General features: G+C 58.8%; 16 protein-coding genes. 8 read left to right on the top strand and 8 right to left on the bottom strand.

The features are described 5' to 3' along the window. Window positions 1-95 precede the first annotated feature (95 nt). Complete coding sequence (gene ppx, locus B3Y70_RS01360) at window positions 96-1,577, top strand: exopolyphosphatase (RefSeq protein ID WP_273031262.1); 1,482 nt, start codon at window positions 96-98, stop codon at window positions 1,575-1,577. A gap of 12 nt (window positions 1,578-1,589) precedes the next feature. Here ppx and B3Y70_RS01355 read toward each other — a convergent pair whose 3' ends face one another. After that, on the bottom strand, window positions 1,590-3,536 hold the full coding sequence (locus B3Y70_RS01355; RefSeq protein WP_273031237.1) for an ATP-binding cassette domain-containing protein: 1,947 nt from the start codon (window positions 3,534-3,536) through the stop codon (window positions 1,590-1,592). A 42-nt stretch (window positions 3,537-3,578) separates the two neighbouring features. Between B3Y70_RS01355 and B3Y70_RS01350 the strand changes: the two genes are divergently transcribed. From B3Y70_RS01350 to B3Y70_RS01340, 3 genes are all read left to right on the top strand, one after another. After that, window positions 3,579-4,121 (top strand): DUF2390 domain-containing protein, encoded by a 543-nt coding sequence (locus B3Y70_RS01350; protein ID WP_036149388.1) that lies wholly within the window; start codon window positions 3,579-3,581, stop codon window positions 4,119-4,121. Next, window positions 4,112-4,492: a DUF4124 domain-containing protein gene (locus tag B3Y70_RS01345; protein ID WP_023011771.1), complete on the top strand. Its 381-nt coding sequence runs from the start codon at window positions 4,112-4,114 to the stop codon at window positions 4,490-4,492. The genes B3Y70_RS01350 and B3Y70_RS01345 overlap by 10 nt, the downstream gene beginning before the upstream one ends. A 136-nt stretch (window positions 4,493-4,628) precedes the next feature. Then, window positions 4,629-5,360, top strand: coding sequence for an FKBP-type peptidyl-prolyl cis-trans isomerase (locus B3Y70_RS01340; RefSeq protein WP_022992112.1), 732 nt, complete (start codon window positions 4,629-4,631; stop codon window positions 5,358-5,360). A 94-nt stretch (window positions 5,361-5,454) separates the two neighbouring features. Here the strand turns inward: B3Y70_RS01340 and B3Y70_RS01335 are convergent, their stop codons facing one another. Both B3Y70_RS01335 and B3Y70_RS01330 read right to left on the bottom strand, forming a co-directional pair. Next, window positions 5,455-5,934 carry an Rsd/AlgQ family anti-sigma factor gene (locus B3Y70_RS01335; protein WP_011784014.1) on the bottom strand — a complete coding sequence of 160 codons (480 nt, stop codon included), beginning with the start codon at window positions 5,932-5,934 and terminating at the stop codon, window positions 5,455-5,457. A 105-nt stretch (window positions 5,935-6,039) separates the two neighbouring features. Next, entirely contained in the window at window positions 6,040-6,546 is a 507-nt protein-coding gene (locus B3Y70_RS01330; protein WP_011784013.1) for a disulfide bond formation protein B, read from the bottom strand. Between the two features lie 102 nt (window positions 6,547-6,648). Between B3Y70_RS01330 and B3Y70_RS01325 the strand changes: the two genes are divergently transcribed. Beyond that, a complete protein-coding gene (locus tag B3Y70_RS01325) occupies window positions 6,649-7,104 on the top strand; it encodes a flagellar basal body-associated FliL family protein (RefSeq protein ID WP_222447603.1) in 456 nt (151 codons plus the stop codon). Between the two features lie 30 nt (window positions 7,105-7,134). Here the strand turns inward: B3Y70_RS01325 and rmf are convergent, their stop codons facing one another. The 4 genes from rmf to B3Y70_RS01305 form a co-directional block, all read right to left on the bottom strand. Then, a complete protein-coding gene (gene rmf / locus B3Y70_RS01320) occupies window positions 7,135-7,350 on the bottom strand; it encodes a ribosome modulation factor (protein WP_222197665.1) in 216 nt (71 codons plus the stop codon). A 111-nt stretch (window positions 7,351-7,461) separates the two neighbouring features. Further along, window positions 7,462-9,018 (bottom strand): glutamate--cysteine ligase, encoded by a 1,557-nt coding sequence (gene gshA, locus B3Y70_RS01315; protein ID WP_273031242.1) that lies wholly within the window; start codon window positions 9,016-9,018, stop codon window positions 7,462-7,464. Between the two features lie 65 nt (window positions 9,019-9,083). Further along, entirely contained in the window at window positions 9,084-11,408 is a 2,325-nt protein-coding gene (locus B3Y70_RS01310; protein ID WP_273031244.1) for a Tex family protein, read from the bottom strand. Between the two features lie 52 nt (window positions 11,409-11,460). After that, window positions 11,461-13,194: a GGDEF/EAL domain-containing response regulator gene (locus B3Y70_RS01305; protein WP_273031245.1), complete on the bottom strand. Its 1,734-nt coding sequence runs from the start codon at window positions 13,192-13,194 to the stop codon at window positions 11,461-11,463. 146 nt (window positions 13,195-13,340) lie between these two features. Between B3Y70_RS01305 and rep the strand changes: the two genes are divergently transcribed. Next, complete coding sequence (gene rep / locus B3Y70_RS01300; RefSeq protein WP_011784007.1) at window positions 13,341-15,359, top strand: DNA helicase Rep; 2,019 nt, start codon at window positions 13,341-13,343, stop codon at window positions 15,357-15,359. Window positions 15,360-15,409: 50 nt separating this feature from the next. Here rep and B3Y70_RS01295 read toward each other — a convergent pair whose 3' ends face one another. After that, window positions 15,410-15,823 (bottom strand): c-type cytochrome, encoded by a 414-nt coding sequence (locus tag B3Y70_RS01295; RefSeq protein WP_011784006.1) that lies wholly within the window; start codon window positions 15,821-15,823, stop codon window positions 15,410-15,412. Window positions 15,824-16,020: 197 nt separating this feature from the next. Between B3Y70_RS01295 and B3Y70_RS01290 the strand changes: the two genes are divergently transcribed. Further along, a complete protein-coding gene (locus tag B3Y70_RS01290; protein WP_011784005.1) occupies window positions 16,021-16,362 on the top strand; it encodes a hypothetical protein in 342 nt (113 codons plus the stop codon). 9 nt (window positions 16,363-16,371) lie between these two features. Beyond that, window positions 16,372-17,469: a phospholipase A gene (locus B3Y70_RS01285; protein ID WP_011784004.1), complete on the top strand. Its 1,098-nt coding sequence runs from the start codon at window positions 16,372-16,374 to the stop codon at window positions 17,467-17,469. Window positions 17,470-17,775: the final 306 nt, after the last annotated feature.

Genomic DNA, 17,775 nt, shown 5'->3' with positions numbered 1-17,775 from the left:
GTTTCACTTATAGTACGGCCAAGTTCATATCACACAGGACGCCTATCAACGTGACGGCCGCATCCCCTGCCGAGAAGCCTGAAACCTCCCCGGACATGCTGGCAGCCATCGATATGGGCTCCAACAGTTTTCATATGGTCGTCGCCCGTCTGGTGCATGGCGAAATACGCACGGTTGAGAAGATGGGCGAGAAAGTCCAGCTTGGCGCGGGGCTGGATCAGTATAATCGGCTGACCGAAGAAACTCAGCAGCGGGCCCTCGAATGTCTGAGCCGGTTTGCCCAGCGCCTTCAGGGCATGCCCCGGGAAGCAGTCCAGATCGTCGGCACCAATGCCCTCCGGGTCGCCCGCAATGCTCACGATTTCATTGCCCGTGCCGAGGAGGTGCTGGGTTATCCGGTAGAGATCATCGCCGGGCGTGAGGAAGCGCGGTTAATCTATCTCGGTGTCTCCCATACCCTGTCGGACGATTCCGGTCGGCGGCTGGTGATTGATATTGGCGGCGGCAGCACGGAATTCATCATCGGACAGCGTTTCGAACCCCAGGAGCTGGAAAGTCTGCACATGGGGTGCGTCTCGTTCCGCAACCGCTACTTTCCCGATGGCAAGATTACCCGGCGCCAGATGGACAAGGCCATTACCCACGCCGAGCAGGAACTGCTGAATATCCGTCAGCACTATCGTTCAGTGGGGTGGCAGAGCGCGGTGGGCTCTTCCGGCTCGATCAAGGCGATTGCCAACGTGCTGGCAACCCTGAAGATTACCGACGGCTCCATTAACCGCGACGGCATGGAAGAGCTGCGCAAGCGCCTGGTGAGCATGGGCAAGGTGGAGAAACTGGCCGAACTGGGGGTAAGGGAAGATCGCCAGAGCATTTTCCCCGCCGGCTTTGCCATTCTGATGGCCGCGTTCCGTTCACTCGACATCCAGACCATGACCTTTGCCGACGGCGCCCTGCGTGAAGGCCTGCTGTACGACATTGTCGGACGCATCCAGCACGAGGACGTTCGTGAACGCACGATTGCGGCGCTGCAGGAGCGTTACCACGTAGACCAGGCTCACGGCGCAGCGGTCGAGAACACCGCGATTGCCGCTTGGGAACAGGTGGCGGGGCAATGGGGCCTGCGCACCGCCGCCGATGAAGACGTGCTGCGCTGGGCCTGCCGGCTGCACGAGATCGGCCTGACCATTTCCCACAGCCAGTACCACAAGCACGGCGCCTACCTGTTGCGTTATTCCGATTTACCCGGCTTCAGTCAGCCGTTCCAGAAGGATCTGGCCACTCTGGTCCGAGGCCATCGCCGGAAGTTCTCGTCGGCGGTTTTCGAGGGTATCGAGCCCGAGGACAAACCCCGCCTGACCTACCTTTGCGTGCTGGTGCGACTGGCGGTGCTGATCCAACACCCACGCAACCTGGAAGAACCCCCCGCCTTCACCCTTCACGGCCACGATAACCGCCTGGTAGTCGAGTTCCCCGAGGGCTGGCTGGACAACCGCCCGCTGACCCTCGCAGACCTGGAGAACGAACGGGACTATCTGGCACGCCAGGACTTTACCCTGGAGATCTCGGGCCGGTAACACTGGCCGGCCTCAGCCAGCCAGTTCCGCCTCCAGGCTCTCCACAGTTTCGCTCACCTCCAGCCACTCGGCTTCAATGCCTTCCAGCTCGCGCTTGAGCTCTGCCTGCTCCGCCAGCAGTCCCTTGAGCCGAACCTTTTGCTGGTCATCGTAAAGACCTGGGTCGGCAAGATTCTGCTCCACGGTGGCTAGCTGTTGCTGCAACTGTTCCATACGGGCCTCAAGCGTTCCCTGTTTTTTCCGCCACGGGCTGAGTTTCTGTCGCAGTTCGGCTTCCTGGCGCTTGCGGGCCTTGCGTTCATCCGCCGTCAGGGTCGCGGGTCCGGCGGTATTCACTGACTTTTCCTGACCCTCGGCCACTTCACGCCGGGGTGGCGATTCCTCATCTTTCCGACGTTCCGCCAACCAGCGTTCGTAATCCTCCAGGTCGCCCTCGTACTCGCCAACAGCGCCATCGCATACCAACCAGAACTCATCCACCGTGTTGCGCAGCAAGTGGCGGTCGTGGGATACCACCACGATGGCGCCCTCGAAGTTCTGGAGCGCCATGGTCAGGGCCTGTCGCATTTCCAGGTCCAGATGGTTCGTGGGCTCATCCAGCAACAGCAGATTGGGTTTCTGCCAAGCGATAACGGCAAGCGCTACCCGGGCCTTCTCACCGCCCGAAAACGAGCGAATGGGCGCAAGTGCTTCGTCGCCGTGAAAATCGAAGCCGCCCAGGAAGTCCCGGACTTTCTGCTCCGATGCGGTTGGCGCAAGACGCTGCAGGTGCAGGAACGGACTGGCGTCGAGATCCAGGGACTCCAGCTGATGCTGGGCGAAATAGCCGATGGCCAGGTGTTCGCCACAGGTGCGCTCACCACTGAGCAGGGTTCCGGTGCCGCGAAGGGCATCCATAAAGGTGGACTTACCGGCCCCGTTCGGCCCCAGCAAACCAACCCGGGTGCCGGGCAACAGGGTGACATTGATGTTCTTCAGAATGGGCACATCCCCATGGCCCGCGACCCCGTGGCGAATGGACAGCAATGGATTGGAGACCTTGTCCGCGACCGGGAACTCGAAACTGAAGGGTGAGTCCACGTGCGCGGGCGCAATCTTTTCCATCCGCTCCAGTGCCTTGACGCGGCTCTGGGCCTGCCGGGCTTTGGTGGCCTTGGCCTTGAAGCGATCAATAAAACGCTGGATCTCCGCAATTCTCGCTTGCTGACGCTCGAAACTGGCCTGCTGCTGGGCCAGGCGCTCGGAGCGCTGACGCTCGAAGGCTGAGTAATTTCCCGTATAAAGCACCAACTGCTTCTGATCAAAATGCACCAGATGCGTAGCCACACGGTCCATGAAGTCACGGTCGTGAGAAATAAACAGCAAGGTACCAGGATACTTTCTGAGCCAGTTCTCCAGCCACAGACAGGCATCCAGATCCAGGTGGTTGGTGGGCTCATCCAGCAACAGCAGATCGGAGGGACGCATCAGTGCCTGGGCCAGATTCAGTCGAATACGCCAGCCACCGGAAAATGCCGAAACCGGGCGCTCGGCATCGCTGTCGGCGAAGCCCAGGCCCCTGAGCAGAGTCTCGGCCCGACGCGGTGCGGACCAGGCTTCGTGAATATCCAGCTCCCCGTGCAGGCGGGCAATGGCATGGTCGTCACCACCCGCTTCCGCTTCGGCCAGCGCCCGCTCCATTCGCCGCAACTCGGTGTCGCCATCCAGCACAAAATCCCGGGCGGACCTGGACGAAGCCGCGACTTCCTGAGCCATATGGGCAATCCGGCAGCCACCGGGCAACCCCACGCTGCCTTGCTCGGGAGCAAGCTGCCCCAGCAAAAGCTGGAAAAGACTGGATTTGCCGGCACCGTTAGCACCAACAATGGCAACGCGCTGCCCCGGTTGCACGGTCAGGTTCACGTTTTCTAGCAACCAGACGCCGCCCCGTTGTAAACTGAGATCGGTTATCGTTAACATAGATTTAATCTATCCATGGATTACTGCCAGGGAAGCGCCAACATGACCGTTCAACAAGCGGAGCCGCTGGAACTTCCAGAACACATGGAACCAGACAATCCGTTATGGCGTTATGCCCTCGCCCAATGGCAGGATCCGCAGGTGGCTGAGGCCTGTCTTGAGCTGCAATCCGAGGGATGGAGCGTAAGTCGCATCCTCTGTGCCGGCTGGCTCGCCACGCAGGGTCAGTCGTTCTCTGGCGTTGAGGACGCTAAGGTAACAGAGTGGCGAAGCCGTGTAACCGGTTGCCTTCGCTCCGCCCGCAAGTCTGTTCCCCGAGCCAATGATCATGGCGTGGAGTTGCGGGATACTCTGGCGAGGGCAGAACTGCTGGCCGAACAGCTGGAGCTGGCTCTGGCCTGGCAAACGTTGAAAGAATCCGAAGCGGAGCGCGGAATCATGCAGGAATCAGGCACCATCATCGGGCAGAATCTTGTCGCTGCCGCGCCGTCCGACAACATACCCACGCGGGTAAAACCTCATCTTGAACTTCTGGCCAGCCGGCTTGCAGGCCAGACCACCAGAGGCGGCCCATCATGTTCATGAAATGGCTGATCCGGCTTTCGTTTCCGGCGCTCGGCCTTCTGCTGCTGCTGATTTTCTTCGGCCTCGGCGATCCCGACCAGGTCTCGGAACCGGTGAAAACCGAGCAGGCGACGACGATTCCCTCCTTTGAGGGGTTGCTGCCATCGCCGATTCCCACCGAAGGCCCGGATATCGTTTTCAAGTGGCAGGACACCGATGGCAACTGGCACTATGCCGATCAGCCCCCGGCCCAGGGCCCCTGGAATGCCCTGGCCATTGAGCGCCCAGACCCCGTGCCCCGGAAGCCGCAGACCATCAGCCCGGAAGATGACTGGCAGTCCCCCTACCAGGCCCCCTATTCGCTTAATGGCTCACCCGCCAGCGGCTCCTGACACGGGTTGGTCATTGCCGCGAAATGAGTCTCTGATTAACACATGTTCAGTGGCATCCTGCTGCTGAACCCGTTACCTTGTTGACTTTCAGAATCCAGGGCCAGAGAGCCCAGAAACACGTGGAAAGGATGAAATGATGAAGAAAACGCTTTTGGCTATCGCCGTTACCGGCCTGATTGCCGGTTGCTCAACTGCCCAGGAACCGGCAAACGATCCAGCCCTTGAAACCACGCCAGAGAAAGTCAGCTATGGCATGGGATTGGTGCTGGGTGAGCGCATGAGCAACGACTTGCCGGATCTCCAGATGGACCAGTTCCTTCAGGGCATCCAGCATGGCCATGCCGGTGATGAAGACAGCAAGCGACTGACCCGCGAGCAGATCCAGGAAGCGCTGATGGCCTACCAGCAGGAGCTCCAGCAAAAGCAGGAGCAGCAACTGGAAGAACTCGCGCAGAAGAACAAGGATGCCGGCGAGGCTTTCCTGGCCGAAAATGCCGAGCGTGAAGGCGTTGAGACCACAGAATCCGGTCTCCAATACGAAGTGATTGAAGAAGGTAACGGTGAGCGCCCAACCGCCGAGGATCAGGTGGAAGTCCACTACACCGGCGAACTGATCAACGGTGAGGTATTCGACAGCTCCCGTGAGCGCGGGCAAACCGTGACCTTTGGCCTGAACCAGGTGATTCCTGGCTGGACAGAAGGCCTGCAGCTGATGAGCGAAGGTGCTCGTTACAAGCTTTATATCCCGTCTGACCTGGCCTACGGCCCGGGCGGCAACCAGGCTATTGGCCCCAACGAGACCCTGGTATTTGATGTCGAGCTGATCGCCGTAAATCCGGGGCAGGACGACGCTGGTTCAGACGAATAAGCTCTGGCCAGCACTCCGGCAGGCAATAAAAAACCGGCGCCATTTCTGGGGCCGGTTTTTTTATTGCGGGTAATGCGGTTTCGGGTGGAGGCACTCAGGCCGACGCAACCTTACCCGCATGGGCGTTATGCAGATTCTCAATCAGGAAATCTTCCATCTCGAAGCGTGACTCCAGCACTTCTCCAAGCCGTGACAGCTCGTTGAACAATTCCTTGACGTCGACCTCGGACAGCTCCCGGCCATCCAGACGATCATTGAAGTTCAATGCCACTTCCGTGGTCTGCTCGATCCGGGGATAGAGCTTTGCTGCCAGTTCGAGACCGCCATCGTTGAACTCACGGGCCTCCTGAATCAGCTGTTCGTAGACTTCAAAGTGGCCGGCCGAAACATAATCCACCAGCACTTCGCACAGGCGGACGAATTTTTCGCGGAGGGCATCGGTCTGGGAAAAATCACTTTCTCCAGACAACTCGCAATACTGAACCAGAAGCTCCTGGCGCTCCTTCAGCCAGCGATCAATCAGCTCGCTGACACCACCCCAACGCTCCCTGGCATTCCGGCAATTTTCCAACATGACGCCTGTCTCCCCTCGGTCAATCCGCCCGTTCTCTGGATCTAGTCTTGATAATTATTATGTGGCATTCAAGTTACCCCATGGTCATGGTCAGCCGCAACTGTTTCAGCTCTGCAACCAGTCCCGGGGAGAATAGCGTCGCAGCATCACAAACAGCCCCAGTACAATCAGCAGGCTAAAAAAGACCGCGGTCCATCCGGGGATACTCAAACCGAGAAAACGCCAGACCACTTCGGCGCAATCACCCGTGCCTTTCAAAGCGGTTTGCAGCACTTCAAACCAGGGTAGTACCTCGAGCATGTAATCAACCGAGGGACCACAGGCAGGCACCTGGTCCGCCGGCAGACTCTGTAACCATAGCTGACGCCCCGCCACCGCGAGACCAGCGCCGGCGGCAACAATCAGTAACAGCCCGTAGACCCGGTTGCCGAACCCGCGGGGTCCGTGCAGAAACGCCAACAGACTCACCAGCCCTGCACCCATAAATCCGAAACGCTGCAACCAGCACAACGGGCATGGCTCCAGACCCATCACGTGCTCCATGTAAAAGGCCACCGCCAGCAACCCGGCGCACACCAGAAATACCAACCCGAATATCCATCTGCTTGTCAAAACGCTACCCCGGAATCATGATGTGGACTGCACAAGCTTCCATGGCCTGATATTCTCAGAGAAAAACCAGCGTGCCATGAAACACTGAACCAATCCTAACCCATGACTAACGCCAAGCCTATGACCATTCTCAGAAAACTGACGCCGGCCCTGTTACTGACCCTGTGCGCACTGATGCCACCCCTGCCCGCCATGGCAGAGGAAGCTGATGACGAAACCGAAGTGAAGGGGGTTACCGACTATATCGCCATGGAACCGGCGTTCGTCACTCATGTCGGCAAACCGGATGCGAAAGTGGCCTATCTCAAGGCCTCTGTAACCATCCGGGCCTCCCGCGAAACCACCCGGCCGGCGGTAGAAGCGCACATGCCGAGGTTACGGCACGAACTGGTGATGCTGTTTGGTGAGCAGACGGATCTTGACCAATTATCTTCCATGGACGGCCAGCAGGCGCTGCGGGAAGAAGCAACCAAACGGATAAACGGGGTGCTGGAGGAGCAGCAAACCGGAGAAACCATTACCGGAGTGCTGTTTACCGAGTTTGTAGTTCAGCGCTAGTTGCGGCGCTCACCGGGCGGTGGCAGGGGATCAGGCGATGCGTGAGAACAGATCGTCATCCTGTTGCGGGCGCTGTTTCCGGACCTGACCGGCATCGTCCCAACCGGCTTCCCAGGCGGCAATAATGACCTCACCGCGGTATGGGCAGCGGGTTTTGTCCATGCCCATCTCGCCAGCCATGTATCCCTGCCGGTAGGCCTTGTTCAACGCTTCTACATCCCAGCCGAGCTTGATATCCGTTGCCATGGGCCACCTCCTTACCTGATGTAATAGAAAGTAACAGCAGGTAACAGATCCAGCAAACCGGACAACCGGTTCTGTGCGTCACGTCCCTTTCCGGACGTGACGCAAGCGGCGTCAGGATTTCAGGTAGGCTTCCAGAAACTCCGGAAATGACTGGCTGTCCGCAGCTTCCTGCTCTTTCTGCTCGACCAGGGACTGCGCACTCATGGCACGGAAGTCCGCCAACACCTCGGGTGCCAGTGGCTCCGACTTCAGAGTTTGCTGGTGTTCACGGGATATCGCCTGCACCCAGTCGCGGTGGCCCAGGCCTGTCTGCCCCATGGCCTCAAGCACTCGAGCAGAAGGCACCGCCCAATCATTGCCCTCCAGCTTCGACCGTTGAGCCGTCAGAGCCGACCTGTAAGTATCGCTATCATTCCAGCCATCCAGCAGCTCTGCCAGGGGCTGCAAGCGCTCCAGCCATTCAACGGCGGCCTCGCCCACAGGCACTCGCTGCCCTCCCCGGCACAGACTGAGTGAATGCAAGCGACCGCTGGCGACCACGTCCTTGTAGTTGTCATCAAGCCGTTCGCACTCATCGTCTTCAATACGGGGAGAATCGGTAAGCAGGCAATCCAGCAGGAACAGATCGAGGAAGTCGATCTGCTCGCGGTTCACGCCCACCGGCGAGAACGGATCCAGGTCCAGACAACGCACCTCAATGTATTCCACACCCCGGGCATCCAGAGCCTGGATCGGCTTTTCTCCCCGCTCAGTGGTACGCTTGGGACGTACCGCGCTGTAGTACTCGTTTTCAATCTGAAGCACATTGGTATTGATCTGGACAAACTCGCCATTGCGCCGGGTGCCAATGGCTTCATAGGCTGGCCAGTTGGTGTGGATCGCGCGATCCAGTGTCCTGGTATAAGTGCTCAGCTCATTGAAGCAGATGTTCAGCGAGGCCTGGGCATTATTGTGGTAACCCAGATCCCCCATGCGCAAAGACGTGGCGTGCTGGCCGAACCAGGTGCGATCATCGAACCGGGCCAGGTCGTGCCGGACGCCGGCCACGAAACTGGCATCCAGTGCCGGCGAGGCGCCAAACAGCAGCATCAGCAACCAGCTGCGGCGGCGGAAATTCCGGATCAGCCAGAAGTACTGGTCTGATTTGAAATCCCTGAGGCTATCCTTGTTGCCCACCAGTTCCTGCCATTTGCGCCAGAAACTGTCCGGCAGGGAAAGATTGTAATGGGCGCCTGCAATACTCTGCATGATCCGGCCATAACGCACCGCCAGACCCTGACGATACACATGCTTGAGCCGGCCAGTGTTGGAGCTGCCGTACTCGGCAATGGGAATGCTGGCATCGCCGTCAATCTCGCAGGGCATGCTCGCGGCCCAGAACACTTCGTTATCCAGGTTCTGCTGGACGAACCGATGTATATCCCGCAACGAGGCCAGCATAGCTTCAGTATTGTCGAAGACCGGCGTGATCAGTTCCAGCAGGGCTTCCGAGTAGTCGGTCGTGATACGGGGGTGGGTCAGTGCGGAGCCCAGGGCTTCCGGATGTGGTGTCTGGGCAATGAAGCCATTGGCATCGACGCGCAGGCCTTCCTTTTCGACCCCTTTGAGGAAACCGTCCCAGTCACTGGCGGCAAACTGTTGGAACAGGGAGTGGCGGGATTGTGCCATGTTGAGCTCCTGTTGCAGCCGTTACGCCCTTGTGAGACGTAACGGCTGTGAATCAGTGGAAGGGGTTAACGGCCGTTCTTACGGGCAGAGGCCATAGCCTGGGCCAGAGCGCCAGCCATGGCACCTTGAGGTGCGCCCTGGCCGGCCTGAGGTTTGCGCCCTGCACTGCGGCCAGAGTTCCGGTCTGCGCCCCGGGCTGGCTTGTTGTCCGCCCCCGGCTGGTCATCCATACGCATGGACAGGCCAATCCGCTTACGGGGAATGTCCACTTCCATCACTTTGACCTTGACGATGTCACCGGCCTTGACCACTTCTCTCGGATCTTTCACGAAAGTATGGGACAAGGCCGAGATGTGCACCAGGCCATCCTGGTGAACGCCGATATCCACAAAGGCACCGAAGTTGGTGACGTTGGTTACCGAGCCCTCCAGCACCATACCGGGTTTGAGGTCGTTGAGGGTTTCCACCCCTTCCTCGAAATGGGCAAAGCGGAATTCCGGTCGCGGGTCCCGGCCCGGTTTTTCCAGCTCGGAGATAATGTCCTTGATGGTCGGCAGGCCGAACTGCTCGGTTACGTAGTCCTGTGGGTTAAGACTGCGCAGGAACGCGGAATCGCCAAGGATATCCTCCACCCTCTTGCCATTTCGCTCGGCAATGGCCTCAACCACACCGTAGGCTTCCGGATGCACGGATGACCGGTCCAGAGGGTTTTCGCCCCCGGCGATACGCAGGAAGCCCGCAGCCTGTTCAAAGGTGCGATCACCCAATCGAGACACCTTCAGCAGCTGTTTGCGACTGGTGAACTTGCCGTTCTGGTTCCGGAAATCCACGATGTTCTGGGCAATGCTCGGATTCAGGCCAGACACCCGGGTGAGCAGCGGTACCGACGCGGTATTCAGATCCACGCCCACGCCGTTTACACAGTCCTCAACGACCGCATCCAGGCTACGGGACAGCTGTACCTGGGACACATCGTGCTGGTACTGCCCCACGCCGATAGACTTGGGCTCGATTTTCACCAGCTCGGCCAGCGGATCCTGCAAACGGCGGGCAATGGACACCGCACCACGAATGGTGACATCCAGATCCGGCAGTTCGCGGGAGGCAAATTCCGAGGCGGAATAGATTGATGCCCCGGACTCATTCACCACAATGCGGGCCAGCTTCAGTTCGGGGTAACGTTTGCAGAGGTCGCCCACCAGTTTCTCGGTTTCCCGGGAGGCGGTACCGTTGCCGATAGCCACCAGTTCAATTTTGTACTTCTGACACCAGGCTGCCATCTGGGCAATGGACTGATCCCATTTGTTCTGGGGCGCATGGGGAAAAATGGCGCCGTGATCCACTACCTGGCCGGTGCCGTCGATTACCGCCACCTTGACCCCGGTACGCAGGCCGGGATCGAGCCCCAGCGTTGGCCGCGGACCTGCCGGAGCGAGCAGGAGCAGATCTTTCAGGTTGGCAGCAAAAACGTTGATGGCTTCGGTTTCAGCCGCTTCACGCACCTGGGCGATCAGATCGGTTTCAATCTGTGTCGACAACTTCACGCGCCAGGTCCAGCGCACCACATCCGACAACCATTTGTCGGCGGCCCGGCCGTTATCCCGGATGCGCCAGTGGGCGGCAATTCGCTGCTCGGCGGGATGGGGCTGACGGCGATCCTCCTCAGCATCGCCCATAACAATCGAATAGGCCAGAATGCCCTCATTGCGGCCCCGAAGAATGGCCAGCGCCCGGTGCGACGGAATCTTTCTCAGCGGTTCAACGTGGTCGAAGTAATCCCGGAACTTGGCGCCTTCGTTTTCCTTGCCTTCCACCACAGTGACTTTCAGCTGGCCTTCCTGCCAGACGAAATCGCGCAGGGCGCCAAGCAGCTCGGCATCTTCGGCAAAACGCTCCATCAGAATGTAGCGGGCACCGTCCAGAGCGGCTTTGACATCCTCAACGCCGGCTTCCGGATTGAGGTAACCGGCAGCGACGGTTTCCGGATCCTGGGTGGGATCGTCGTAGAGGGTATCGGCCAGCGGCTCCAAGCCTGCTTCCCGGGCAATCTGCGCCTTGGTGCGGCGCTTGGGTTTGTAGGGCAGGTAAAGGTCTTCCAGGCGGTTCTTGGTGTCGGCAGCTTCGATGGAGGCCCGCAGCTCGTCGGTCAGCTTGCCCTGTTCCTCAATGCTGTTGAGGATGGTGCCCCGGCGGTCTTCCAGCTCACGCAGATAGCGCAACCGCTCTTCCAGGGTCCGCAGCTGGCTGTCGTCCAGGGAACCCGTCACTTCTTTTCGGTAGCGGGCAATAAAGGGAACGGTAGCACCTTCATCAAGAAGGGTAACGGTGGCATTAACCTGTTGTTCACGTACGCCGAGCTCTTCGGCAATGCGCCGGGAAATACTGTTCATGCTGCCTCGATCTGATATCGCATTCGGAATTAATGCGCAAAGGTACAGCGGCTTACTTCTGCAGGCAAGCGGACTGGTTCTGGCGGTTCAGGAATTGCACAAGATCGTTCCAGGGCATCGGGCGGGCGTAATAGTAGCCCTGGATTTCATCGCAGTGTTGCTGGCGCAGGAATTCCAGCTGGCCTTCGGTTTCCACCCCTTCAGCCACCACGCTGATCTGCAGGCTGTGGGCGAGACTGATAATAGCCCGGATGATGTGCTCGGCATCGGCAGACTGCCCCAGTTCCTGGACAAAGGACTTGTCGATCTTCACCAGCGAGATAGGCAGGTGTTGAAGATTACTCAGGGAGGAGAAACCGGTGCCAAAATCGTCCAGCGCAAAACTGATACCCAGCTGGTTGAGTTCCCGCAGGCAACGCTGGGCGTATTCCGGATCGTGCATCATGGCACTTTCGGTCAGCTCCAGTTCCAGCAGGCTGGTATCGACGTTGGCATTGAAGATGATACGGAAGATGGTTTCGGTCATCTTGCGATCATGGAACTGACGGAACGACAGGTTGACCGCAAACACCAGCCCGGGGAAGCCCAGCTCGGTAGACTCCTGCAGCCGCTTGCAGGCCTGTTCGATAACCCAGTAGCCGATGGGCACAATCAGGCCACTGCGCTCGGCCACCGGGATAAACTCGTCGGGGCCCACCAGGCCGCGCTCCGGGTGATTCCAGCGCAACAGGCACTCCACCCCTCGCACCTCTTCCGTCGCCAGGTCAATCCGGGGCTGATAATACAGCTCCAGTTCCTTACCCCTCAGGGCATTGCGAAGATCGGCCTCTAGCCGGAGCTGATAGCCCGCGGAAATGTGCAGCTGCCGGTCGTAAAACCGGTAACTGGTGCCCGGATCGCGTTTGGCCTCGAACATCGCCCGGTTGGCCCGGCGGAGCAGCTCTTCCGGACTGTCACCGGCCTCCGGATAGGTGGCCACGCCCAGGCTGGCACTGACCACCACATTCTGGCCATCCACCGTCACCGGTTCATCCAGTGCCGTGACCACCTTGCGAATGATCTGGGTGATGTCCAGCGAGTCTTCCACCTTCTCGACAATGATGGCCAGCTCGTCACCGCCGATGCGCATCAACGAATCTACCCGTCGCAGCTTTTGTCTCAGCCGCTCGGCCAGCCGCAGCATTAAATGATCGCTTTTCTGGTAACCAAAGGATTCGTTGATGTTACGGAAATCATCGATATTCAGGTGCAACAGGGCCAGGCGATGATTCGCCCGCTCCGCCCTCAATAACGCCTGCTGCAGCCGGTCAAAGAACAGGTCCCGGTTGATAAACCCGGTAGCCACTTCGCGGCCGAGCTGGCCATTTGCCGATTGCGTAAGCTGGGAGCGATACCACAGGCATTTGATGGAGCGACGGAAATTCCACGGGTCCAGGTCGCGGCGGCTCAGATAATCCGCCGCACCATTTCCCACCAGATCCCTGGCTTTTTCCCGGCAGGGTTCGGCACTCATGGCCAGAATGGGTTTGTCTTCGCTGGATACCGACAGATATTGCAGAAACGACGCTTCCGAGCCGCCATGGAACACGCAGTCCCAGACGATCACATCGAAGCTGGCGTTGGAAATAAGATCATCACAGTCCACCAGATCCGGGCACCAGGTGGCGTCACTGCAGATTTCGGAATCATCCGCGAGCATGGCGCTGAACCAGAGATAGTCGGCGTATTCCGGTGTCAGCACCAGAAGGCGCAAACAATCAGGCCTGGTGTCGGTGGGCAGTGTCATCTGGCGAGATCCATATATCGGTACAGAACAGCGTAGTCCATTACATAAAGAATAGCTGATAGATCGGCAAGGTACAGCATGCCGGCCTGGTGTAGAATAGCCAGACGCTAAAAACCCATGCCCCGTTCCCCTTTGGCACCAACACTGTGAACAAGCTCAATCCCAGACAACATGAAGCGGTACGCTACGCCGACGGCCCCCTGCTGGTGCTGGCCGGTGCCGGCAGCGGCAAAACCAGCGTGATTACCCGCAAGATTGCCTATCTGATTGAGGAACTGGGCATCCCGGGGCGACACATTGCCGCCGTCACCTTTACCAACAAAGCCGCCCGGGAGATGAAAGAGCGTGTGGGCCGCATTGTCGACCGGGGCAAAACCCGGGGCCTGATCGTATCAACATTTCACAATCTTGGCCTGAACATGATCCGGGAGGAGCACACCCACCTGGGCTACCACCCAGGCTTCTCCATTTTCGACGCCGAAGATGCCAAGGCGCTGCTGCAGGATCTGATGATGCGCGAAGCCAGCGCCGAGGCCGGCGACGAGCTGAACGATGTGCAGATGACCATCTCGTCCTGGAAAAACGCCATGCGCAGCCCTGCGGAGGCCTACAGCAAAGCGGCAGACGAGCGTGAGCAGCGCATTGCCATCGTTTACAAGCACTACAACGAATACCTGAAAGCCTACAACGCGGTGGATTTCGACGACCTGATTCTGCTGCCGGTGCAGCTGTTCCGGGACAACCCGGAAGTGCTTGCCAAGTGGCGCCGGAAAATCCGCTACATGCTGGTGGATGAGTACCAGGACACCAACGTGTGCCAGTACGAGCTCGTAAAACAGCTGGTGGCCGAGCGGGCGGCGTTTACCGTGGTGGGCGATGACGACCAGTCCATCTACGCCTGGCGCGGCGCCCGGCCGGAGAACCTGGCGCAGCTGAAAGATGACTTCCCGAGCCTGAAGATCGTCAAACTGGAGCAGAACTACCGCTCCACCAGCCGGATCCTGCGCTGCGCCAACACGGTGATCGCCAACAACCCCCACGTGTTCGAGAAGGCGCTGTGGAGTGACCACACCATCGGCGAGGAAATCCGCATCATCCGCTGCCGCAACGAAGATGCCGAAACCGAGCGGGTGGCCACCGAGATCCTCGATCAGAAGCTGAAAAACGGCCTCGACTTCAGGGATTTCGCAGTCCTTTACCGGGGCAACCATCAGGCACGGCTGCTGGAAATGAAACTGCAGGCCTACCAGATTCCCTACCGCATCTCCGGCGGCCAGTCGTTTTTCTCCAAGAACGAGATCAAGGATGCGATGTCGTACCTGCGGCTGATGATCAACCCGGACGACGATGCGGCCTTCCTGCGGGTGGTGAACGTGCCGCGCCGGGAGATTGGCCCGCGCACCCTGGAACAGTTAAGTCACTATGCCCGGTCACGCAATGTCAGCCTGTTCAAGGCCCTGGGGGATATGGGGGCGGAAACCCACGTCACCGAGAAGGGGCTGGACCGGCTAAGACGGTTCGCCCACTGGGTCGACAAAACCTGCGAGCGCCTGTTCTCGGAAGACCCGATCCCGGTCATCAAACAGTTGTTCACTGACATCGAGTACGAAGAGTGGCTGCACCAGCATTCCGGTAGCCCGAAACAGGCCGAACGCCGGATGGAGAACATCTGGTACCTGGTGGAGTCGATCCAGCGCATGCTGGACGACGGCAAGGGCACGGCCGATGAAATCGGCATTGAGGACGCCATCGCCAAGCTGGTACTGCGGGACATGATGGAGCAGCGGGAAGAGGAAGACGACAGCGACAAGGTTCAGTTGCTGACCCTGCACGCTTCCAAGGGGCTGGAGTTTCCCCATGTGTTCATTATGGGCCTGGAGGAGGAGATTCTGCCGCACCGCAGCAGCATCGAGGAAGGCAACATTGAGGAAGAGCGCCGCCTGATGTACGTGGGCATTACCCGGGCCAGGGAAACCCTGGCGCTGACTTACGCGGCCTCCCGAAAACAGTACGGGGAAAAACTGGAGACCATTCCCAGCCGCTTTCTGGATGAGTTGCCGGAAGAGGATGTGAAATGGGAGGGACTGGGCGACCAGGACAAAGAAGCGAACCAGAAAAAGGGCAAGGCGACTCTCAGCGCCCTGATTGGCGATCTGGGCCTGTAGAAACAACAAACCCCGCTCGGGGCGGGGTTTGTCCGGTCGTTACAGATTGCTTACTTGCTCTGCTCAACCATATGCTCAACGGCAGCGGTGATTTCCTCATCCGGGCAGTTGGCACAGCCACCTTTGGCCGGCATGGCGTTGAAGCCATTGATGGCGTGATCAATCAGGGTATCGATACCTTTCTCAATGCGCGGAGCCCAGGCAGCGGTATCACCGATCTTGGGAGCGCCGGCTGCGCCGGTGGTATGACACGCCATGCACACGGCGTCGTAGACTTCACTGCCAGAACGCGGGCCGGAGCTGGCTGTCTCAGCAGGTGCAGCAGCCTCGCCACACTCTTCACCCTGCAGACACACTTCGCCCACCGGCTTGATGCGCTCGCGGATTTCGTCTTCAACACTTGCCACTGCGGCGCCGGCGGCCAGGCCAAAACCAAGCAGAACAACAGCCAGGACTCTCTTCATCTTCACAATGCACCTCGCATTTGAGCGTTATAATCTTTCGGTCGCCGCATTATAGCGATTGAGCCCCCGCAAAAAAACCAGAGAGCAAAATCAGAATTTGATTTCAACCATTTTAATGACAGTTTCGTAGGTTGTAGCTCCTTTGCCATGGATTCCGGTTACCATAGCGTTCATTCACTCAAACCCAGAGTCGCCGCATGAACCAACAGCAACAGACGACCCCGGACAAGCGCCGAAAAACCTTACTGATCCTGGAGTTTTCCAGCCTGGCGGTACTGCTGATCTCGATGGCCTGGTTCAGCAACCAGTCAAGCGATGGCACCCCGCTTTCTGCCGGCTGGCTGCTGATTCCGGCGTTTGCCAGCCTGGGCGTTTTTCTGAGTTTTATCGGGTTGATGTATCTACGCTGGGTCGCCTCGGCGAACGACCAGCGCCGCCCCCGCCATCGCGCGATCTTCGCCCTGCTGACCCTCACCCTGCTTGGGGTCTGGATTTACGGCATTGCCAACACCTGGATAAGCCTGAGTACCGCCCAATAAGGAGCCCCCATGACCCCCAGCCTCAAGCTGCTACCCCTGATTCTGTTGGGCACGGCCAATCTGGTTGTTGCCCAGGATCGGCCAGAGGAACCCGATGTTAACTGCGCGCTGATCAAGGAAGGTGTGCAACGGCTGGCCTGCTATGACGCCAAGTACAACCCTCAGGCCGAGCGTGACCAGGCCAGCGAGGAACAGCTGGAAGAAGCCGAGGCGGATGCAGAGGAACTGGTGGCCGACAAGAAAACCCGGGAGAAGATCGTGGGTAATGCCCTGGAAGACGATCCTGATGACGGGGTGATGGCCGCGCTGGTGGACAACTATCTTTCTGCCGAGCGGGCGATCTTCTCGTTTACCGGCAGTTTCGTGACTCATCAGCCCAATTACATTCTGCCGATCACCTGGGTGGACGACCCCAATGCCTTGCCCGCAAGCCCGCGACTGGGAGCTATCGATTATGACTACAACCTGGAAAACGAGGAAGCCAAGTACCAGATCAGCTTCAAGGTTCCGTTGCTGACGGGCATTTTCGACGACCGCACAACCTTCTGGTTTGGCTACACCCAGAAATCCTTCTGGCAGGTCTACAACCAGGATGAATCGGCGCCTTTCCGGGAGACCAACTATGAGCCGGAGCTGTTTTTCAGGCACGCCCTGAACTGGGATCTCGGTCCCGGTACGCTCAGTGCGGTGTCGGTGGGCTTTAATCACCAGTCAAACGGACAGCCTGACCCCCGGTCCCGGAGCTGGAACCGGATTATGGGTTCCGTTGCCTATAGTGTGGATCGCTGGCTGTTTATGGTTCAGCCCTGGTATCGCTTGCCGGAAAACAGCAGCAGCGACGACAACGAAGACATAGAGAGCTATCTGGGCCACGCCAGTTATCACGCGGTTTACAAGCTGACGGAAGATCGGACGTTTTCTTTGAAGCTGCTGAATAATCTGAGGTCGGATAACCGGACGTCGGTGGAGTTCGGGTACAGTTTTCCCATGGGGGATACGCTGAAGGGGTTCTTCCAGTATTACAACGGGTATGGGGAGAGCCTGATTGACTATAACGAGCGGATTGAGCGGGTCGGGTTTGGCATTATGCTGAATGACTGGCTTTAATAATATCGTCCAACACGCTCTAACTTTGGTGCAAGGCCAAGTGGGGTGGAGGGCCTCCGTAAACACGCTCCTGCGGCACATCCATGTGACGCTTGAGCTCCGCCATCCCTGGCNNTGGCATTATGCTGAATGACTGGCTCTAGGCGCTGGTGCAAGACCAGGATGGCGGTACCCCCTTCTGAAACACGCTCCTTCGGCCCCCTGCGGGGTCCGGCCCACAATCATAGATTGTGGTCGTTCGGCTGTCGCATGAAGCTTTGCTTCATAGACGCTCGGCCAAACCCATGTGACGCTTGAGCTCCGCCA

Source organism: Marinobacter sp. UBA5687 (genome assembly GCF_002420325.1).
GTDB lineage: Bacteria > Pseudomonadota > Gammaproteobacteria > Pseudomonadales > Oleiphilaceae > Marinobacter > Marinobacter nauticus.
This window is presented reverse-complemented; position numbering and strand designations above follow the sequence as displayed.